This window comes from uncultured Desulfovibrio sp., assembly GCF_910584445.1.
Classification (GTDB): domain Bacteria; phylum Desulfobacterota; class Desulfovibrionia; order Desulfovibrionales; family Desulfovibrionaceae; genus Desulfovibrio.
The window spans coordinates 56,664-74,249 of the sequence record NZ_CAJUBO010000003.1 but is presented as its reverse complement, the minus strand read 5'-3'; the positions used below and the strand labels follow the sequence as shown (position 1 = coordinate 74,249).

Here is a 17,586-nt window from a genome sequence, read left to right as displayed (position 1 = left end):
CGCTCCCGCCGCCTTGCTATTTCAGGAAGACCGGCAACTGGCAGAAACCCACCGGATGCCTGTGCCCCGGCCGCTCGCAGAACTGCCTGAGGTCCGGCGTTTCAACGATGTGCAGCACCTCCGAACTCGAAAGGCCCATGGTCCGCCAGGTGGCCCGGCAGGTGAGCGGCCCGGCGGCGAGGATGCTCCTGCCTTCGGGGCTTTGGCCGTCCAGTTCGATGCTCCAGCGGTGGCGGAACTCGCCGCCCGGCAGGACGGGTTCGGCGGCGTTGAGAAAACGGTGCAGCACTGGCTCGCCGTTGGCGCCGAGGATGGTGGTGTCCAGATCCATGTTGTTCACCTGGATGCCGCCCAGATTGTGCCCCCGCATGAGGACCATGAGCAGCAGGGTCCGGCCGTCGGAAAGCAGGCCGGCCTCGGCCTCGCAGGACTGGAGCGGCAGAAGCTCCTGCATGCGCTTGAGCGTGGCCGCATTCTTGCGGACGACCACATCCACGCGCGCCTGCTGCCGGGCAAGGAGCGCCTCGCGCAGGGCGCCCGCCACGGCGTCGGCATTGAGCAGGTGGCGCACGATCCAGCCGTCCGGGCCGCGCCGCATCTCAAACTCGAAGGGAAAGACCAGGTCCAGGAGCGGATGCCTGATCTCCGCCCTGATGCGCGCCGTGTCGCCCCTGCTCTCGGTCAGGGTGAGTCCGGCCGGAAGCTGGGCCAGAAAATCCGGCGGAAACAGGACAAGCGGCTGGCGCAGCTTGGTCTCGGCATCCGGTTCGCCCTCCTTGGCGGAACGGGTGACGTCCTTTTCAAGAAGGCGTTTCAGCAGGGCGGTCTGCAACTGCTGGCGCAACTGGTGTTCCTGCTCCGGGCCGGCCTTGTAAAAGGGAAAGCTCCGGCCGACAGCCTGGGCAAGATCCGTGAAGAGCGTCCGAAAATCCACGCGTTTTGCCAGCTCTTCCGTATTGGGGGGCGACAGCGCTTCCTTGAGACGGAGCAGGGCGAATTCGCTGCTCTGCCGATACTGCCAGGTGCGCCAGCCATAATAGCCCCCGGCCGCCAGCGCCGCCACAAGGAGGAGCGCCGCAACGGCGGCGATGCGCCTGTGGGCGCGCGCCCTGGCCGCCACGGCGGAAAACAGGCCCGAAAGGAACGCCAGCTTCATGGGACCCTCCCCTCCCGGTCGCAGTCCCGGGCGCGGGCGGAAAAAGATTTGCGTCCATATTCCAGGGCCGGTTCCGGCGGCCCGAGGCGTTCATCCATGCCGCGCCCGAGGCGCGCGCCCAGACGCAGGGCCAGCGGCGTGACGCTGCCCCCGCCGCCGAGGAAACAGCGAAACACGCCCCACGCCCCGAGGGGCAGCCCCGTGAGCCAGTGATTGCACGCCGCCAGCGGGCTTGCCTTGCGCCAGGTGTTCATGGGCGCGGCAAGAACGCTCAGGCTGGCCGTCCCGCCCGGGCCGAGGCCCAGGCGGCGCAGGGCGCCGCGCACCTCCCACCAGGAGGCGGCGGGACCGGGAAGGGAAGCGCGCGCAAGGCGCGCGCACAGGCCGGCCAGGGAGTGGCGGTTCCAGAAGGTGACGGCAAAGCCGCGCCGGGCCACGCGGCGCGCCTCGGCAAGGGCGGGGACGAGCCGGTGAGGCTCCTGAAGATGCAGGAGCACCCAATCATAGGCATCGTCCTCCACGGGCAGGTCGTCGTCCCTGCCGGCCATGATGGTCGCGGAGGGGCAGCGCGTCTGCGCCCGCGCCCGCGCGGCGGCGTCCGCCTCCACGGCGTCCACTTCGAAACCGCAGGCCCAGAGAAAGGGCAGCAGGGCGCCGGAGCCGCAGTTGACATCCAGCAGGGCGGCGGCGCGCCGGGGCCACGCGGCCAGGGCGCGCTCCAGGAGGTGGAACTGCGCTTCCAGCACGAAACGCGCCATGACCACATCGGCCGGGCGCGACGGCTCATGGCCCGGGGGGCGTCCCTTTCCGGCGGAAGGGGCGCCCCCGGTGCCGGGCATTTCCCGGGCGTGTGCCGCGGGGCGTTTCATGGCGCATCCCTCACGGGGATCTCATCCCGCCGTGCGGGCGCCCTTCAGGCCACGGCGATGGCTTCGATCTCCACCAGGGCGCCGAGGGGCAGGGCGCCCACCTCCACGCAGGAGCGGGCCGGGCAGGGATAGGTGAAAAAGCGCTTGTAGACCTCGTTGACCTTGGGGAAGTCGCTCATGTGGGCGATGAAGACCGTGGTCTTGACCACATTGGCGAGGTCCAGCCCCTGGGAGGCGAGCACGGCCTTGAGGTTGCGGCAGGACTGTTCGGTCTGCGCCTCCACGCCGCCGTCAACGAGCTTGCCGGTGGCCGGGTCCAGCGGCACCTGGCCGGAAAGGAAGAGAAGCTCGCCCGCGCGGATGCCCTGGCTGTAGGGACCCACGGCGGCGGGAGCGGCGTTCGTGCTGATGACGTCCTTTTTCATGATGTTCTCCTTTGCGCCACGGCGCTATCCATACATGGGCAGAAGCCGGAAGACGAAAAGCGTGTGGCAGACGGCCACAAGAACGCCGTACAGCAGGAGCACGGGCACAAGGGCGGCTCCGCCCGGCGCTGTGTAGCCGGTTGGGGTGAAACGGCGCCGGCAGGCGCGCAGCAGCAGCGCCGGCACGATGACCGACCATACCGAGGCCGCCAGGCCCGCCCAGCCGATGGCGGCGAGAAAGCCGTCCGGCCAGACGAGTCCGCAGAACATGGGCGGCAGAAAGGTCACCAGCAGCGTCTTGGTGCGGCCGAGACGACTGTCGTCAAAATTGCAGAGATCGGCCATATAATCGAAAAGGCCCAGCCCGGCCCCCAGGAAGGAGGTAGCCACGGCCAGCAGCGAAAATGCCTCCAGCAGCCGGAGCACGAAGCCGCCGCCCAGGTTGTGCCCGGCGGCGGCCAGCAGGTCGCCCACATTGCCGCCCTGCGCGATGACCGCCTTGAAGCCCTCGCGGGGGATGACGCCATCGGCGGCGGTGATCCACGCGAAGTAGCAGACCAGGGCGATGAGCGTCCCGTAGCGCAGGCAGGCGTTGATGCTGCGGCCGTCCTTGCCAAGATACTTGACCAGGCTTGGCACCGAGGCGTGGAAGCAGAACGAGGTGAGATAGGTGGAAAGTGCCCCCCAGACAAAGATGGCCTGGCCGCCTTCGCCGCCCGCGTCCAGCAGGACATCCAGCCGCAGATGGCGGAACATGCCGCTCATGGACAGGAGGAGCGCAATGACCATGCCGCCCATGAGCACGATGGAAAACCTGTCCACCGCCCGGGAACTCCACCAGATGCAGGCGGCGAGCAGCAGGGCGAAGAAAAGGCTCGTGAGCAGGCGCGGGGGTTCGCTGCCGAGTACGGGCGTCAGGGCATGCTGCACCACCGAGCCGCCGCCGCTCACATACGCATAGACGAGGATGTAGAGCACAAAGGCCACGGAGAGGCCGTTGATGACCGTCCAGGCGGGGCCAAGCAGCTCGCGCACCAGAGTGTGGAAGCTGTCGCCCGGCTGGAAGTGCAGATTGACCTCAAGAATGGCCTGGCTCGACCGGAACATGCAAAACCAGGAAAGCAGGAGCACCACGGCGGACCACGAGAACCACATGCCGGCGGAGATCATGGGCAGACCGAGCATGCCCGCGCCGATGGCCGTGCCGGCCACCACCATGGTGCCACCGAAAATGGGGGAAGGTCGAACCGTCATGTCCGCTCCGCTGGAGAATACGGCGTTTGGAGCGCGGCGCGCCTCAAGGCCCGCTGCCTGTGTCCGCGCGGCAAAATGCCAGGAATCCCCGGCCCTGCGGACGGCGCCGCACGTTCGCCTTTGCAAACGCTCTTTCGCTCTGCACGGTATGCCCGAAAGGCCGGACCTGCATGAGCAAAAAGGGGGCAGAGCAAAGTGATGCTGCTCTACCCCCCTGAAATCATTGGTGGAGAAGAAGGGATTTGAACCCTCGACCCCCGCCTTGCGAAGGCGATGCTCTCCCAGCTGAGCTACTTCCCCACAGGTGAGATTGCCTTGTATTCCTGACGGCGCCTCTTGTCAAGCGGCGGATTCAACGGACGGGTGGGCACGGGGCACGGGCATGCCGGCGTTTGGGCGGCGCAATCGCCACGGCCCGCGCCGCCACCCTTTTTCGTTCGCCCGCTGTCTGGCGTGGGCCATGCCGGCCCAAAATCCGGTTTTTCGCGGCGGGAGCGTCAGGGGCCTAGGTTCAGGTCTCATTAAAGTACGTTATGGTTTTTTCAACGAGGAAAGGAGATTTTTCCGCTGGCCGCCCGAAGCGGAGCGAAGGGCGGGGGCTGTCGCCGCAAGGATCCGAAAAAATAAGATTTTTTTGCGCTGGCAAGGAAGTGGACGATTTTTGGAGGGAGTGTACTTAAGTACATGACCGACAAAAATCGCCCAGTGACGCGACCGAAGGCGGCGCGAAGCGCCGTGCCCGTTCGAGCGAAGCGAGGTACGGGCATCGTCCGCAACGCGTCAGGCCAGCGCAAAAAGGGCTGTTTTTGACGGATGATTGTGGCATTGCATAAGCTGCCACATCCCAAGCCGGCAGCCACATTAATATAGGTCCAGACCCTAGCGGAACAGGCGCCAGGTCCCCTCCACGATGCCGCCGAGCACATCGACAAAGCCGGAAGTGATGCCGCTGATGGTGTTGAGGATCAGCTTGCCGGCGCCGATGGAGGTCTTTGGCTTGTCCAGGTTGCCGTAGAGGCGCAGCGGAAATTCCGGCAGGCCCTTCATGTTGACGGTGAAATTGCAGTCCAGCTTCTTGCTGACAAGATCGATGCTGCCGCCGCCGGTGGCTGTGAGCGTCGGTCCCTGGATGCGGAAATTGCCGCTGTGCGCCACGCCCCCCCTGATGGTCCCCGATGCGGCGGCGAGATCGAAGCGCGTGGGTTGGCTCTTGAGTTCGCCGTTCTTGGCGCGTGACTGATAGGAGCCGTTGTGGACGCTGAAACTCCAGTCGCCGTCCAGGGCGGAGGGCAGGCGTCCCGGGCCGAGGTCCCGGGCGCGTATGCTCGCTTCAAGGGTGGCCTTGCCGGTGAGCGCCGAGTCGAGTTTTCTGTCCCTCGTGGCGGCGCCAAGGTCGAAGGCCGTGACCGAAACGCTGGAATCAAAGGCCACGGCCTTGCGGAAATCCACGGTGCTCCTGCTGTGGAGCGTCGCCCCGTAAAAGCGCCCCTTGCCCGGCCCGAGCGTGAGCCTGCCCCCCGAGAGGGACGCGGGCATGACCATGTCCCGCAGGCGGAAACGCCAGCCGCTGAGTTCGCGCACGCGCAGTTCGCCCCTGGCGTCAAATTCGCGCAGGAAGGGCACTTCCCACGCTGTCGGGCGGCCTGCCGTTTTTGCGGTGGCGTGGCCGGAGTCCACCAGGCGCGCCACGTCAATGGCGTCCGAGGCGAGGGAAAACTCCAGAAAGGGACGCCCCTGGCGCCGGGACAGGGCCAGCGAGCCGGTGGCGGCCAGCTGCGCCCCCGTGACATGGAGCTTGCCGAGCCGGAGTTCCTCCGGCCTGAGCGAGAGTTCCGCCGTGAGGGACAGGCTGCGGAGCGCCGGGGGCAGGCGCGGTCTTCCCAGCCCGAGCAGCTCGAGGGTATGGGCAAGGTCAGCGCTGCGCGCGTCGATGGCGCCTTGCACGGAGGGCGCTCTGCCGTTGAGGGTGAGATCGCCGCTGATGCCGGCGCCCAGGGCTTCGAGGCGCAGCCCGTTTGCCGTGAGCCGCTTGCGCGCGCTCTGGCAGCCGAGCGCGGCGCTCCAGGTGGCGCGAAGCCCATGGGGCAGGCCGCTCAGGTCCGGTCCGAGGCGCAGGCTGCCGCTGGCCGGCGTTTTCTGGAATTCCATGCCCGCGCCCGCATCCGAGGCGCCGAACCAGAGCCTGCCGTCAAGGGTCGCGCTGCCGTCCAGATCGGGACTTTCCAGCCGCATGTCCCACACGCCGTCAAGTCCGAGCCGTTTGTCGCGCCAGACGCCGGAGCGCAGGGCGAGTTCCAGCCCCAGTTGGGAAAACTTCACGCCGCCCGGGGCCGGCCCCCCGGCCAGTGCGCCCTGTTCGCCGCGCACGTCAAGGCTGCCGCGCAGGCGGTCCAGAAAGACATCGAGCTGCCGGCTCCGGCTCTGGATGCTGACGTCGGCGCGGAAACGTCCGCTGCGGAAGGGGAGGACGGGCATGTCCCGCGCCAGGGGGGCGCCGTTCACCCCGCGGACCTGGGCCGTGATGGCATAGGGCAGGACGGCGCTGCCCCCGAGGATGCACTGGCCGCGAAAGCTGCCGCCATAGAGGCGCGCCTCGGCGTCGATGAGCACGTCTTCCAGACCGTTTTTGTCAAGCTTGCCGGGGTGGATGCGCGTCTTCGCGGCGGTGATGGTCAGGGGACCATAGCGCACCGTGTCCGCGTTCAGGCGGATGTCGTAGCCGATGCCGGTTTCTCCCGGCTTGAGAGGCTCGCCGGGCAGCGGTGTGAGCGGCGGATGGAAGAAATGCACGGATTCCGGCGGCTTGCCCACGGATTCGGGGATCGCCAGGCCGAGATCGACGCTTTTTGCGCTGAGGTCGAGCGTGACCACAGGCGTTTTCCACGAAGGGACGCCGCCGCTTCCCGTGAAGCGCGCGCCCGTGCACAGGGCCGAGATGCGCGGCGCGTCCAGCCCCGTGCCGTCGAGATGGAAGTCGATGCTGCCTTCGGTGATATTGTCCAGCGCCAGTTGCAGGCCGGGCGCGAGATTGCGCGCAAAGCCGAGCCATTGGGTCAGGCTGGCGCGGTGCAGGAGCAGGCGCCCATCCAGTGCCGGACCCTGCGTTCCGCCTGGCAGACGGAGCGTGCCGTCCAGGCGCCCGCTGTCCGCGCCAAGGGCCAGCATGACCGCGCGCAGGTTCACCTCCCGGCTGCCGCGCGCCATGGCGGCGGTGCCGGCCACGCGCAGCGGCACGGTCTCGCCGGCCATGTCGCCCAGGGCAAGATCGGCCGCCAGGGCGAAGGTCCCGTTCCAGCCGCCCGGTTGCCCCTGAAACGTCAGCGTGAGGCGCCCGGCGTCCGGCCATGCCCTGCCGCGGAACGTGGCGCCGAGCCTGAGGTCCGGCGTGGCGGTCAGCGGGTCCGTGAGGTCGCTCTCCCCTTCAAGACGGAAATGTTCAAGCCGTGCCGCCGTGCCCGCCCGCGTGGCGTAGCTCAGGGACGAGAAGCGGAGCCAGCCGCTGATGCCGCCGGAAGGCGCGCCCTTGAGGCGGCACTGGAACCCGTGCAGGCGAAGGCTCGCGCCGTCCGGGTCCGTGAGGCGCGCGTCCCCCTGGGTGACTTCCAGCCGGCAGGTGGTTTCCAGAAAGCCCAGCGGGGCCGGAGCGGAGTCCCCCCTGTCGGCGAAAAGCGCGCGCAGGCGTCCGGCGAGCTGCTCCGGCGTCCCGAGCGGTCCGGAAAGGCGCGCGTCAAGGCGCGGGCGCACGAGGGTCACGCTCCACGGGGAGAAGGCGCCGCGCAGCAGGGCGAAGATATCCGGCCGCACCGTGAGGTAGGCGGCGGAAAGCCGCAGGCCGTCCCCTTCCACCGCCACATTGCTCACGGCCACGGACGGCGAGGGCAGCAGGCTCACATCCACGGCGTCCATGCGGAACGTGAACCCGTGGTCGCGGGCGGCCGCGCCGAGATAGCGGTTTGCCAGCCCCGCCGGGTCGCGCTGGAGAAACCAGTAGGCTGCGCCCATGAGCGCGGCGAGCACAAGGAGCGCCACAAGGCAGACGCGGAGAAAGAGGCGCAAGGGGCGACGCATGGCGTTCCTGCGATATGCGGCGAACGGAATTTCCGGAAGGCGCTACGCCTTGACGCCGCCGACCGTGAACAGTATCTTGCAAATAGTATGCAATCTTGTCCATGTTGGCAACCGCGTCCGCGCGCGGCCAGGGCGGAGACTCATGCAACGACTTCTCTGGATCGGCAGCCCGTTTTTCTGTTCGTCGCTCAAGGAGTGCGGCTGGCAGGACGTGGCCTTCCACAATTTTGAGGAACCCCGCGTCTATGGCTGGGACGACCTCGTGCGTCTGGCGGGCTTTGTGCCGGACGTTCTCGTGGTGGCGGACAAGAGCCGGCCGCCCTTTGTGCTCGGGATGGAGGAGTTTCCCTGCCTGACGATCTTTTACAGCGTCGATTCGCATATCCACGCCTGGGAATCCATGTACGCCCAGGCCTTTGACGCCTGCCTCGTGTCGCTCGGGGACCATGTGGAACGCTTCGCCGGACCGTTCCTTGCGGCGGACAGGGTCTGGTGGTCGCCGCCCTTTGCCCATGAGGAGGACCAGCCCCGGCCGGACCTGCCCAAGCGCTGGGACTGCCTTTTCGTCGGCACGGTCAATGCCGCGAACATGCCGCGCCGCGCCGCCTTTCTGCGGGAGCTGGGCGGCCGCCTGCCCGGCCTGCACGTCACGCGCGGCAACTACCGGGAGCTTTTCCCCCAGGGGCGCGTCCTGCTCAACCAGTGCGAACACGGCGACCTGAATTTCCGCGTCTTCGAGTCCATGGGCTGCGGCGGCTGCCTGGTGACGCCGCGCGTGGGCCATGGCTTCGGCAAACTGTTCGTGGATGGCGAGCATCTGGTGGGCTATGCGCCGCATGACGCGGGGGATGCCTGCTACCGCATCCGCTTTCTGCTGGAACACCCCGATCTCATCACCTATATCGGCGAGACGGCGCTCGCCGAGGTCAATGCCAGACACCGCGCGCGGCACCGGGCGCAGGCGCTCACCGACCATTTGTGCGATATCTGGATGCAGGGCGTGGAGCCGCTTGTGGCGGCGCGACGGGAACGGGCCGCGGCCGTGCGCCGCAACTGCCTGAGCGTGCCCTATCTGCTCTGGGCGCGGGAGGTGCCGCAGCCGGAACTGAAGGCCGCCTATCTGGATGCGGCGCGGGGCAGATTCGGCGCCGGCGGGGCATCCTGAAAGGCCAGTGTCTGGCCTTAATTAAAGAGACCCTAGACGCCCCGCTGCCGGTCGGCGCCGGGCGCAGGCTCCCCGGCGGGGTCGAAGTGGAGTTCCAGCGCGGGGTCATGCCCGGCCCGCGCGTCGGAGGGATCGTGCGCGGTCCCCGGCTCCTCAAAGCTCAGCCGCAGGAGGGGGTCCCGGCCGGATGCTTCCGCCGGTGCGGCGGCGAAGGGCGAAGCGGGGACCGCGTTCTCCCGCTCCGTCTCCTGCCTGGCGGGGTCGCGCGCGCGGCGCGTCTGCTCCGGGTCCAGCGTCACGGCGGCCAGGTATTCCAGCCGGGATTCCAGCGCGCGCAGCAGGACGCGCAACTGGGCGTGCTCGTCACGCAGAAGCTGCCAGGCGTGTTCCTGCCGCTTGAGCAGATAGAAAATCGCCGCCAGGATGCCGAAAAAACAGAAAAACATGAAGAGCAGGGCGGAGAACATACGCAACCTCGCTTGCGCCGGCCATGCGCCGGAACGTGGCTCCGCTTATATACGCTTGGCCCGGCAGGGGCAAGGAGGAAGTATGGCCCGTCTCGCACCGCGCCTTGTCATGGCCGATGCCGAAGGAAATGTGGTGGATGCGCCGGGCCTGCTCATGGTCTGCCGCCGTGGCGGCCAGTGGGGCCTGCCGCGGCCGGACGAACTTATGCCCCTCCCGGAGGAGAGCGAACTTTTTTTGCTCCCCGGCAGGCGGGCCGTGGGACTCGATCCGCAAAGCGGCGTCATGGAGGCGGTGGAAGGCCTGGCCGTGGCCGCCTTTGCGGCGCCCGCCCATACGCTCTCCGCGCATCCGGCCTATGTCACGGAGGCGGACGCGCCGCTCCTGCCGCTCTTCGCCTACGGCGCGGTGGGGTTTGCCCGGGGGCGTTTCTGGGTCTGCGCCCGGAGGGTGGATGAAGACCCGCGCCAGCAGTTCCGCGGCATCTCTCCCGCGCGCATCGAGCGCCAGGCCGGCGCCCTCCTGCGGGACCATCCGGAGAACAGGCTCATCCGGCACATCATCGAAAACTGCGTGCGCCGCTATTCCTGCCCGGCGGCGCGGAATTTCGCCCTGGGGCGCTTTGAGGCCCCGCTGCCGAGTTCGCGCGCCTGCAATGCCCGCTGCCGGGGCTGCATTTCCGCGAAAGACGCGGAGTCCCCGGTGACGGTGACGCCCCAGTGCCGCCTGGCGTTCACTCCGTCGCCGGAAGAGCTGGTGGAAGTCATGCGCGTGCATGAGCGCCGCGAGACCGCGACGCCCATCTATTCGTTCGGTCAGGGCTGCGAGGGCGATCCGCTCCTCAATGCGGACCTGCTGGTGGAAAGCGTGCGCCGTTTTCGCGGCTCGGCGGACCCGGCCGCCTGGAGCGGGCACGGCACGGTCAACTGCAACACCAACGCCTCGCGCCCTGAGGCCGTGGCGCGTCTGGCCGGGGCGGGACTCACAAGTCTGCGCGTCAGCCTGAACAGCGCCCTGCCCGAACGCTATGCCCGCTATTACCGCCCCACGGACTATGACTTCGGGGATGTCACGGAGTCCATCCGCGTGGCGCGCAGGCACGGCGTCTTCGTGTCCCTCAATCTGCTCTATTTTCCCGGCATCACGGACACCGAGGCGGAACTGGAGGCCCTGGCCCGTCTGGTGGGCGAAAACGGCGTGAGCATGATCCAGTGGCGCAACCTCAATATCGACCCTGAATGGTACTGGCGGATCATGACGGGCCTTCCCGAAGGCGTGGCCCTCTCCGCCGGGAACGGGCGCGGCCTTTCCCCGGCCGGCGCGGAAGGCGAGGCCTCCATGGGGCTTGCGTCGTTCATGAAGCGGCTGCGCCGGCTTTGCCCGTGGCTGCGCTATGGCTATTTCAACCCCTGGCTGGGGGACAGGGCGGCGCTGACAGCGCCCCTGCCGGGCGAATGGCGCATGCCCGCGCCGGGCGCGGCGCCGGTACGGGAACGCACTCTTCCGGATATCGATGACGGAAAACCGCAAAGTTGACCCGTTGCGCCGGTTTCTGGCCTAATCCTTTTCGCGCATCCTCCGATAGATGCCTGTGAAGCGTCCGGGAAAGGTTCAGAAACGCGCGCCCGGTGAGCGGCGGCGCGAGGCCACGCATGAGGCATTGCAGGTCTTGCGCTGAACAGGTATGGTGCAAAAAAAGAGGACAGGCCCATGTCGCAGACGCAGATCCTGCTGGAAGTAGGCACCAATGAGCTGGAACTCGTCGAATTTTATATCGACGAGGCGGATGGCTATCGCGGCTACTACGGCATCAATGTCTCCAAGGTGGTGGAAATCTCGCGTTCCCAGCCGATCACGGCCATGCCGCAGATGCCCCATCCCTCGGTGCTCGGCGCCTTTCCTTTCCGTGACGGGCGCATCGTCCCGCTCATCGACATCAGCAAATTTCTCAACAAGGGCGGCGTGGTCAGCGAGGACCCGCGGATCATCATCACGGAATTCAACAAGACCCACACGGCCTTTCTGGTCTCCGGGGTGACGCGCATCCACCGCATCAGCTGGAAACAGGTGGAGGCGCCCACGCCGCTTTTGCTGGAAATCAGCGGCGGCTCCATCACGGCCGTGGTGCGTCTTGAGGGGCGCGTGGTCTTCGTGCTCGACGCCGAGGCCATCGTGGCGGCCATGAACCCCGCGCTTTCCGTGCGTATGGACGACCGCGAGGACACGGCGATGGAACGCAAGTACCACATCATCCACGCCGACGACTCCGTGAGCATCCGCCACCTTGTCTTCGACCTCCTGAAAAAGGAGGGCCGCTTCGAGGTCACCCAGGCCAACGACGGCGAGGAAGCCTGGAACATGCTGCTCGAATACAAGAAAGAGGCCGAGGAAAAGAATATCCCGGTCACGGACATCGTGCAGGGCATCATCAGCGATATCGAAATGCCCAACCTCGACGGGCTTACGCTCTGCCGCTTTATCAAGGAAGACGCTATCCTGCGGACGATCCCGGTAGCCATGTTCTCGTCCCTCATCTCCACGTCGCTCGCGCGCAAATGCGAAAGCGTGGGGGCGGATGCCCAGTTCGCCAAGCCGGATCTTCAGGCCATCAGCGACAAGATGTTCGAACTCATCGAGGCCAGGCCCGCGCCGGGAAGCGCGGCCCATCACCAGAACGCCTGAACCTCCCACCGCGGGCGGATATGTGGGGAGGATGCCGCCTGGGTGGCATCCTCCTTTTGCTGTGGCGCGCCCCTGCCCGGGCCACGGCGCTCTTTACCCGCTGCCCGCTTCACGGTAGGCTCGGCGCATGGACATCTTCCGCAAGGCCCTGCAACGCGGGCTTGCCCCCGCCAATGTGGCCGCCTGGGCGAGCCTTGAATCCATGCGCTTTTTTGGCGTCTGCTGGGGGACGCTGCGGCTGCGACTCAAGGCGCGGCTGCTCGGCGTGGAGCTTGGACCCGGCGTCACGGCGCACGGCCCGGTGGGACTCATGCGCTGGCCGGGCGGCATCATCCGCATCGGCGCGGGCGTGAGCCTCATTTCTTCCTGGCGGCGCGCCACGGCGGCCTGCCTTGCGTGGCCCGTGCGCCTGCGCGTTTTCGGACCGGGCGCCTGCATCGAGATCGGCGCCGGGGCACAGCTCAGCGGCGCCTCGATCACGGCGCGTTCCACGACCGTGCGCCTTGGGCGGCAGGTGCTCATGGCGCCCAACTGCGTCATCGTGGACTCGGATTTTCATGCGCCCTGGCCGCCCGAGGCCCGCGCCACGGAACCGGGCCTGGAACGGGACGCGCCCGTGACCATCGGCGACCATGCGTGGATCGGCATGCAGAGCATCATCCTCAAAGGCGTGACTGTGGGCGAGGGCGCCCTGGTGGGCGCGGGCAGCGTGGTCACTTCGGATATTCCGCCGCGCTGCCTTGCCGCGGGCGTGCCCGCGCGCGTGGTGCGCCGCCTGGGACCCGGGGAAGGCTCCCGTGCCTGACGCGTCCGCGCGGCCCGGGCAAGGACCGGTGGGCGAATATGTGGCGGCCCTGCTGGACTCGTCGCGCCTGGGTCCGCAGGTCACCTGCCATCGCGTGGAGCCGGGCGCCGGAGCCGTTTACGCGGACAACCGCAACCCGTGGCCCACGGCCCTCTCCGACCTGCTCGCCCGGCGCGGCATCCGCCTGTATTCGCACCAGGCGCTCGCCACGGACCACATCCGCGCCGGGCATTCCGTGGTGGTGGCGACGCCCACGGCCAGCGGCAAGAGCCTCATCTATGCGCTCCCCGTGCTGGAGCGCCATCTGCTGGATCCGGAGGCGCGGGCGCTCTGCCTCTTTCCGCTCAAGGCCCTGGCGCAGGACCAGCTGGCGGCCCTGACCGGCCTGTGCGCCTCCTGGCCGGAAGAGTCCCGCCCATCGGTGGCGCTCTATGACGGCGACACCAGCGACCATTTCCGGCGCAAGATCCGCGCCGATCCGCCCACGGTGCTCATCAGCAATCCGGAGATGCTCCATCTCGCCCTGTTGCCGCATCACGAGCAGTGGGCGGCCTTTTTTGCCGGACTCGCCCATGTGGTGGTGGACGAGGCCCATACCTACCGCGGCGTTTTCGGCAGCCACATGGCCCAGGTCTTCCGCAGGCTGAACCGGATAGCCGGACGTTACGGAGCGCGGCCCACCTATATTTTCTGCACGGCCACGGTGGGCAATCCCGGCGAGCTGGCGGCCGGACTCATGGGCGCTCCGGCAGGCCCGGCGGGGGGCACGGCGCCCGCCCCGGGACGGGCGGACGCGCCGGTGGTCATTTCCCGTTCGGGCGCGCCCAGGGGACCGCGCCATTTCGTCTTTCTCAACCCCGCGCAAAGCCCGGCCACCGCCGCCATCGATCTGCTCAAGGCGGCGCTGGCCCGCGAGCTGCGTACCATCGTCTATTGCCGGTCCCGGCGCATGACCGAGCTTGTGAGCCTGTGGGCGGGTTCGCAGGCCGGGGCGTACCGGGAACGCATTTCCTCCTATCGCGCGGGCTTTCTCCCGGAAGAACGCCGGGCCATCGAAGGGCGCATGGCCTCGGGCGAGCTGCTCGCCGTGGTGAGCACGAGCGCGCTCGAATTGGGCATCGACATCGGCGGACTCGATGTCTGCATCCTCGTGGGCTATCCCGGCACGGTGATGCAGACCCTTCAGCGGGGGGGCAGGGTGGGGCGCGCGCAGCAGGAATCGGCGGTCATCCTCGTGGCCGGGGAGGACGCCCTTGACCAGTATTTCGTCCGCAATCCCGACGACTTTTTCCGCAGGCCGCCGGAGCGGGCCGTGGTCAATCCCGACAATGAGGTCATTGTGGCGCGCCACCTCGAATGCGCCGCCGCCGAGCTGCCCCTCACCGCCGCCGACCCGTGGCTCAGCCAGCCCGGCGGCCTGCGCGCCCTGGCGGACCTGCGCGACCGGGGGCTTCTCCTCCAGTCCGCGGACGGCTCCCGATGGCTCGCGGCGCGCAAGCGGCCGCAGCGGCATGTGGACCTGCGCGGGGCGGGGCAGAGCATGACCATCGAGGACGAAAAGGGCGCGGTCATCGGCACGGTGGATGGCTTTCGCGCCTGGCGCGAGACGCATCCCGGCGCCGTCTATCTGCACCGGGGGCGCAGTTATGTGGTGCGGGAGCTGGACACGGGCCGGGGCCGCGTGCGCGTGGAAGCGGCGCGCGTCTCGTGGTTCACGCGCCCGCGCGGGCAGAAAAGCACGGACATCCTGGAAGAGACCGGGCGCCGCCCGCTGGGGCGCTGCCTGGTCTGCCGGGGGCGGCTCAGGATCACCGAGCGCATCACCGGGTATGAAAAACGCGCCTCCAGCGGCAACCGCCTGCTGACCGTGGCGCCTCTGGACGCGCCGCCCCAGATCTTCGAGACCGAGGGCTTCTGGTATGTGATCCCCGAGCCTGTGCGGGCCGCGCTGGAAGAACGCTTCGTCCATTTCATGGGTTCCATCCACGCGCTGGAACACGCGGCCATCGGGCTTTTGCCGCTTCTGGTCATGGCGGACCGCAACGATTTCGGCGGCATTTCCCTCCCGCTCCATCCCCAGCTGGGGCATGCCGCCGTCTTCGTCTATGACGGGCTGCCCGGCGGCGCGGGACTCACGCGCGAGGCATTTGCCGATGCCGGTCCTCTCCTGGAGGCGGTGCGCCGCGCCATTGCCGCCTGTCCCTGCCAGGACGGCTGCCCCTCCTGCGTCCATTCCCCCAAGTGCGGTTCGGGGAACAGGCCCATCAGCAAGGCGGGCGCGCTGGCCCTGGTGGAGGAACTGCTGGCCCCCGGCGACGAGGGGGAGCGGCTGGCGGCCTCCCTGCGGCTCAGCCCGGCGCCGGACCGGCTGGACCCGGAAACGGCTGTGAGGGCCGCATTGCCGCCGGAAGCGGCGTCCGTGTTCCGCGTGGACGCCCCCGCGTCGTCTCCCGCGCCCGTGGCGACAGCGGCAAGGCCCGATGCCGCTGCCGGCGCCGTCCCTTCCGCGCCGGACGCCGCCCGGCCTTCGGGACTCACGCCGCCGGAGCCGTATGTCGTTTTTGATGTGGAGACCCGGCGTTCCGCCGCCGAGGTGGGCGGCTGGGGCCTGGCCCATAAAATGGGCGTGAGCGTGGCCGTGCTCTACGACAGCCGCGACGATGCGTATCTCAGTTTTCGGCAGGAGGAGCTGGACGCGCTTTTCGCGCGGCTGGCCGGGGCGCGCCTGGTGGTGGGGTTCAACAGCCTGCGTTTTGACTATGCGGTGCTGGCGCCGTTCGCGCCGCCGGGCTTCCCCCCGGGCGCTTCGCCAAAGCCCGCGCCGGGCGCCCACGGCGCGGCAACGGAGCTGGCCCGGCTGCCGAGCCTGGATCTGCTCCAGCGGGTCCACGAGCGCCTGGGCTACCGGGTCTCGCTGGGCAATCTCGGCCAGGCCACGCTGGGCGAACCCAAGAGCGCGGACGGCCTGCAGGCGCTCACCTGGTGGAAGGAAGGACGCGTCAGTGAGATTGCGGCCTACTGCCGCAAGGATGTGGAACTGACGCGGCGTCTCTACCTGTTCGGGCTTGAGACGGGCTATCTGCTGTTCACCAACAAGGCCGGACAACGGGCGCGCGTGCCGGTGGATTTCACGCCGCGCGGCTGAAGCGGCGGGGCCTTCCTCCGCGGGCGCGCCGCCCGGATGCGGACCATGCGGGAGGGGGCGCCCCTGGACCGCCGCGCCACTCAGTCCCCGCGGCGGCGGGCGATGTCGCGGTGCGGCGGCTCGCCGAACATGCGCTTGTACTCCCTGGTGAACTGGGTCACGCTTTCATAGCCCACGGCGGCGGCCGCCGTCGCGGCGCGTTCGTTTTCCGTGAGCATGAGCCGCAGGGCCTCGTGCAGGCGCAGTTTCTTCCGGAACTGGAGCGGACTGAACCCGGTGACGCCCTTGAAATGGCGGTGCAGGCTGGAAACGGACATATGCGCTTCCCGGGCCACATCCTCCACGCGCAGGGGCTGGGTGAGGTTGCGCCGCAGGTAGGCGATGGCTTCGATGATCTGGCGGTTCTTGCTGCCCCGGGCGTAGAGGGCGCGCAGGACGCCGCCGTGCGGTCCCAGCAGGAGCAGCCCATGCAGCTCGCGCAGGAAGATGGGCGCGAGCACGGCGAGCCTGTCCGGTGTTTCCAGCAGGGCGGCCAGGCGCAGCATGGCGTCGGCATAGTCCGGCGTCGCATCCGTGACCGATACGCCCGCCGGCGCTGCCTCCCCGACCCCGCCGGCCGGCAGTTCGAGAAGCAGATCGGACAGGATGCGCCGGTCGAGCAGGAAGAACAGCGAGAGAAAGGGGCGTTCCGGCGTGGCTTCCATGCTCAGCGTGGCGCTGGGCAGGTCCACGGCCGCGACCATGCTCTGGCCGGCATGGATGGCGACCTCGCGCGAGCCGAGCAGGATGCGCTTGCCCCCCTGAACGACGAGCGAGGCCAGGGGTTTTTCAAAGCAGTGGCCGCCGAGGCTCGGCCGGTCATGCCGCACAAGAAAGAACATGCCGCCCGGCGCGGCGCGGCGTCCATCCTCCGGCAGTTCCCGGCACAGGAGCGCGGCGAGCCGTTCCAGGGTGGCCGCAAGGGGAACGCGGGCCGAGGACGTTTGGGTCATTGGTCTGCCTCCCCGGGGGCGGCCAGAGCATCGGCAAGGCGGCGGAACAGGACGCGGGAGGCGCGGGGCGACGTGTCGCCCCGGGCGCGCGCCGCCCTGGCGGCCTCCACCGCGCGGGGCAGCTCCGCATCCGCATCCGCCGTTTCCCCCGTGCGCCGCCAGAATTCCTCAAGCAGGCGCGGCACATCGGCATCGGCCGCTTCCAGCAGGCGCTGGCGCCAGGACTCCGCCGCATGGAAGCGCGCCACCGCGGCGGCATTGGCCGTCTGGCGCCGTGCCATGGCGCGCCGCAGGGCCTCTCCGTCGGCCTCGCGCATGAGCCTGCCGATGTATTGCTCCTGGCGGCGGCGTCCTTCGTGATCGGTGAGGCGGTCCAGCAGGTCCATGGCCTCGGCGAGTTCGGGCGTCAGCGGCAGGGCCGCGCGCTCGGCGGCGGTGAGGCGCGCGATCTCCATGCCCAGGGCCTGCCGGGCGTGGCTGTCCCGCTTGCTGGCGGAGCGGCTCGGCGTTTGCGGGCGATCGTTTTCCGGTCCCGGGGCGGCGGCGCGCTTGCGCGGCAT

The 17,586-nt window shown here is 68.7% G+C and carries 13 protein-coding genes and 1 tRNA gene; 5 read left to right on the top strand and 9 right to left on the bottom strand.

Annotation, left to right across the window (positions count from 1 at the left end):
- Positions 1 to 16 precede the first annotated feature (16 nt).
- The 6 genes from QZ294_RS02400 to QZ294_RS02375 form a co-directional block, all read right to left on the bottom strand.
- On the bottom strand, positions 17 to 1,156 hold the full coding sequence (locus QZ294_RS02400) for a translation initiation factor IF-2 (protein ID WP_297046206.1): 1,140 nt from the start codon (positions 1,154 to 1,156) through the stop codon (positions 17 to 19).
- Positions 1,153 to 2,025, bottom strand: coding sequence for a methyltransferase domain-containing protein (locus QZ294_RS02395; RefSeq protein WP_297046203.1), 873 nt, complete (start codon positions 2,023 to 2,025; stop codon positions 1,153 to 1,155). The genes QZ294_RS02400 and QZ294_RS02395 overlap by 4 nt, the downstream gene beginning before the upstream one ends.
- 44 nt (positions 2,026 to 2,069) lie before the next feature.
- Positions 2,070 to 2,450: a RidA family protein gene (locus QZ294_RS02390; protein WP_297046200.1), complete on the bottom strand. Its 381-nt coding sequence runs from the start codon at positions 2,448 to 2,450 to the stop codon at positions 2,070 to 2,072.
- 24 nt (positions 2,451 to 2,474) lie between these two features.
- Positions 2,475 to 3,704 (bottom strand): aromatic amino acid transporter, encoded by a 1,230-nt coding sequence (locus QZ294_RS02385; RefSeq protein WP_297046197.1) that lies wholly within the window; start codon positions 3,702 to 3,704, stop codon positions 2,475 to 2,477.
- Between the two features lie 224 nt (positions 3,705 to 3,928).
- Positions 3,929 to 4,004, bottom strand: a tRNA-Ala gene (locus QZ294_RS02380).
- Positions 4,005 to 4,583: 579 nt separating this feature from the next.
- Entirely contained in the window at positions 4,584 to 7,772 is a 3,189-nt protein-coding gene (locus QZ294_RS02375) for an AsmA-like C-terminal region-containing protein (protein WP_297046194.1), read from the bottom strand.
- A 142-nt stretch (positions 7,773 to 7,914) separates the two neighbouring features.
- Here QZ294_RS02375 and QZ294_RS02370 point away from each other — a divergent pair, with 142 nt between their 5' ends.
- Positions 7,915 to 8,937 carry a glycosyltransferase gene (locus tag QZ294_RS02370; protein ID WP_297046191.1) on the top strand — a complete coding sequence of 341 codons (1,023 nt, stop codon included), beginning with the start codon at positions 7,915 to 7,917 and terminating at the stop codon, positions 8,935 to 8,937.
- A gap of 32 nt (positions 8,938 to 8,969) precedes the next feature.
- Here QZ294_RS02370 and QZ294_RS02365 read toward each other — a convergent pair whose 3' ends face one another.
- Positions 8,970 to 9,404, bottom strand: a complete 435-nt coding sequence (locus QZ294_RS02365) for a hypothetical protein (RefSeq protein ID WP_297046188.1) — start codon at positions 9,402 to 9,404, stop codon at positions 8,970 to 8,972.
- Between the two features lie 82 nt (positions 9,405 to 9,486).
- Here QZ294_RS02365 and QZ294_RS02360 point away from each other — a divergent pair, with 82 nt between their 5' ends.
- The 4 genes from QZ294_RS02360 (at position 9,487) to QZ294_RS02345 (ending at position 16,034) form a co-directional block, all read left to right on the top strand.
- Positions 9,487 to 10,938: a radical SAM protein gene (locus tag QZ294_RS02360; RefSeq protein WP_297046184.1), complete on the top strand. Its 1,452-nt coding sequence runs from the start codon at positions 9,487 to 9,489 to the stop codon at positions 10,936 to 10,938.
- A gap of 174 nt (positions 10,939 to 11,112) precedes the next feature.
- Entirely contained in the window at positions 11,113 to 12,084 is a 972-nt protein-coding gene (locus tag QZ294_RS02355; protein WP_297046181.1) for a chemotaxis protein, read from the top strand.
- Positions 12,085 to 12,211: 127 nt separating this feature from the next.
- On the top strand, positions 12,212 to 12,889 hold the full coding sequence (locus tag QZ294_RS02350) for a DapH/DapD/GlmU-related protein (RefSeq protein WP_297046178.1): 678 nt from the start codon (positions 12,212 to 12,214) through the stop codon (positions 12,887 to 12,889).
- Positions 12,882 to 16,034, top strand: a complete 3,153-nt coding sequence (locus QZ294_RS02345; RefSeq protein WP_297046176.1) for a DEAD/DEAH box helicase — start codon at positions 12,882 to 12,884, stop codon at positions 16,032 to 16,034. The genes QZ294_RS02350 and QZ294_RS02345 overlap by 8 nt, the downstream gene beginning before the upstream one ends.
- Before the next feature lie 80 nt (positions 16,035 to 16,114).
- On the opposite strand, the gene QZ294_RS02340 is transcribed toward QZ294_RS02345, so the two are convergent.
- Positions 16,115 to 17,026 carry an AraC family transcriptional regulator gene (locus tag QZ294_RS02340; RefSeq protein ID WP_297046171.1) on the bottom strand — a complete coding sequence of 304 codons (912 nt, stop codon included), beginning with the start codon at positions 17,024 to 17,026 and terminating at the stop codon, positions 16,115 to 16,117.
- A complete protein-coding gene (yjgA, locus tag QZ294_RS02335) occupies positions 17,023 to 17,586 on the bottom strand; it encodes a ribosome biogenesis factor YjgA (RefSeq protein ID WP_297046168.1) in 564 nt (187 codons plus the stop codon). Before yjgA ends, QZ294_RS02340 begins: the two co-directional genes overlap by 4 nt.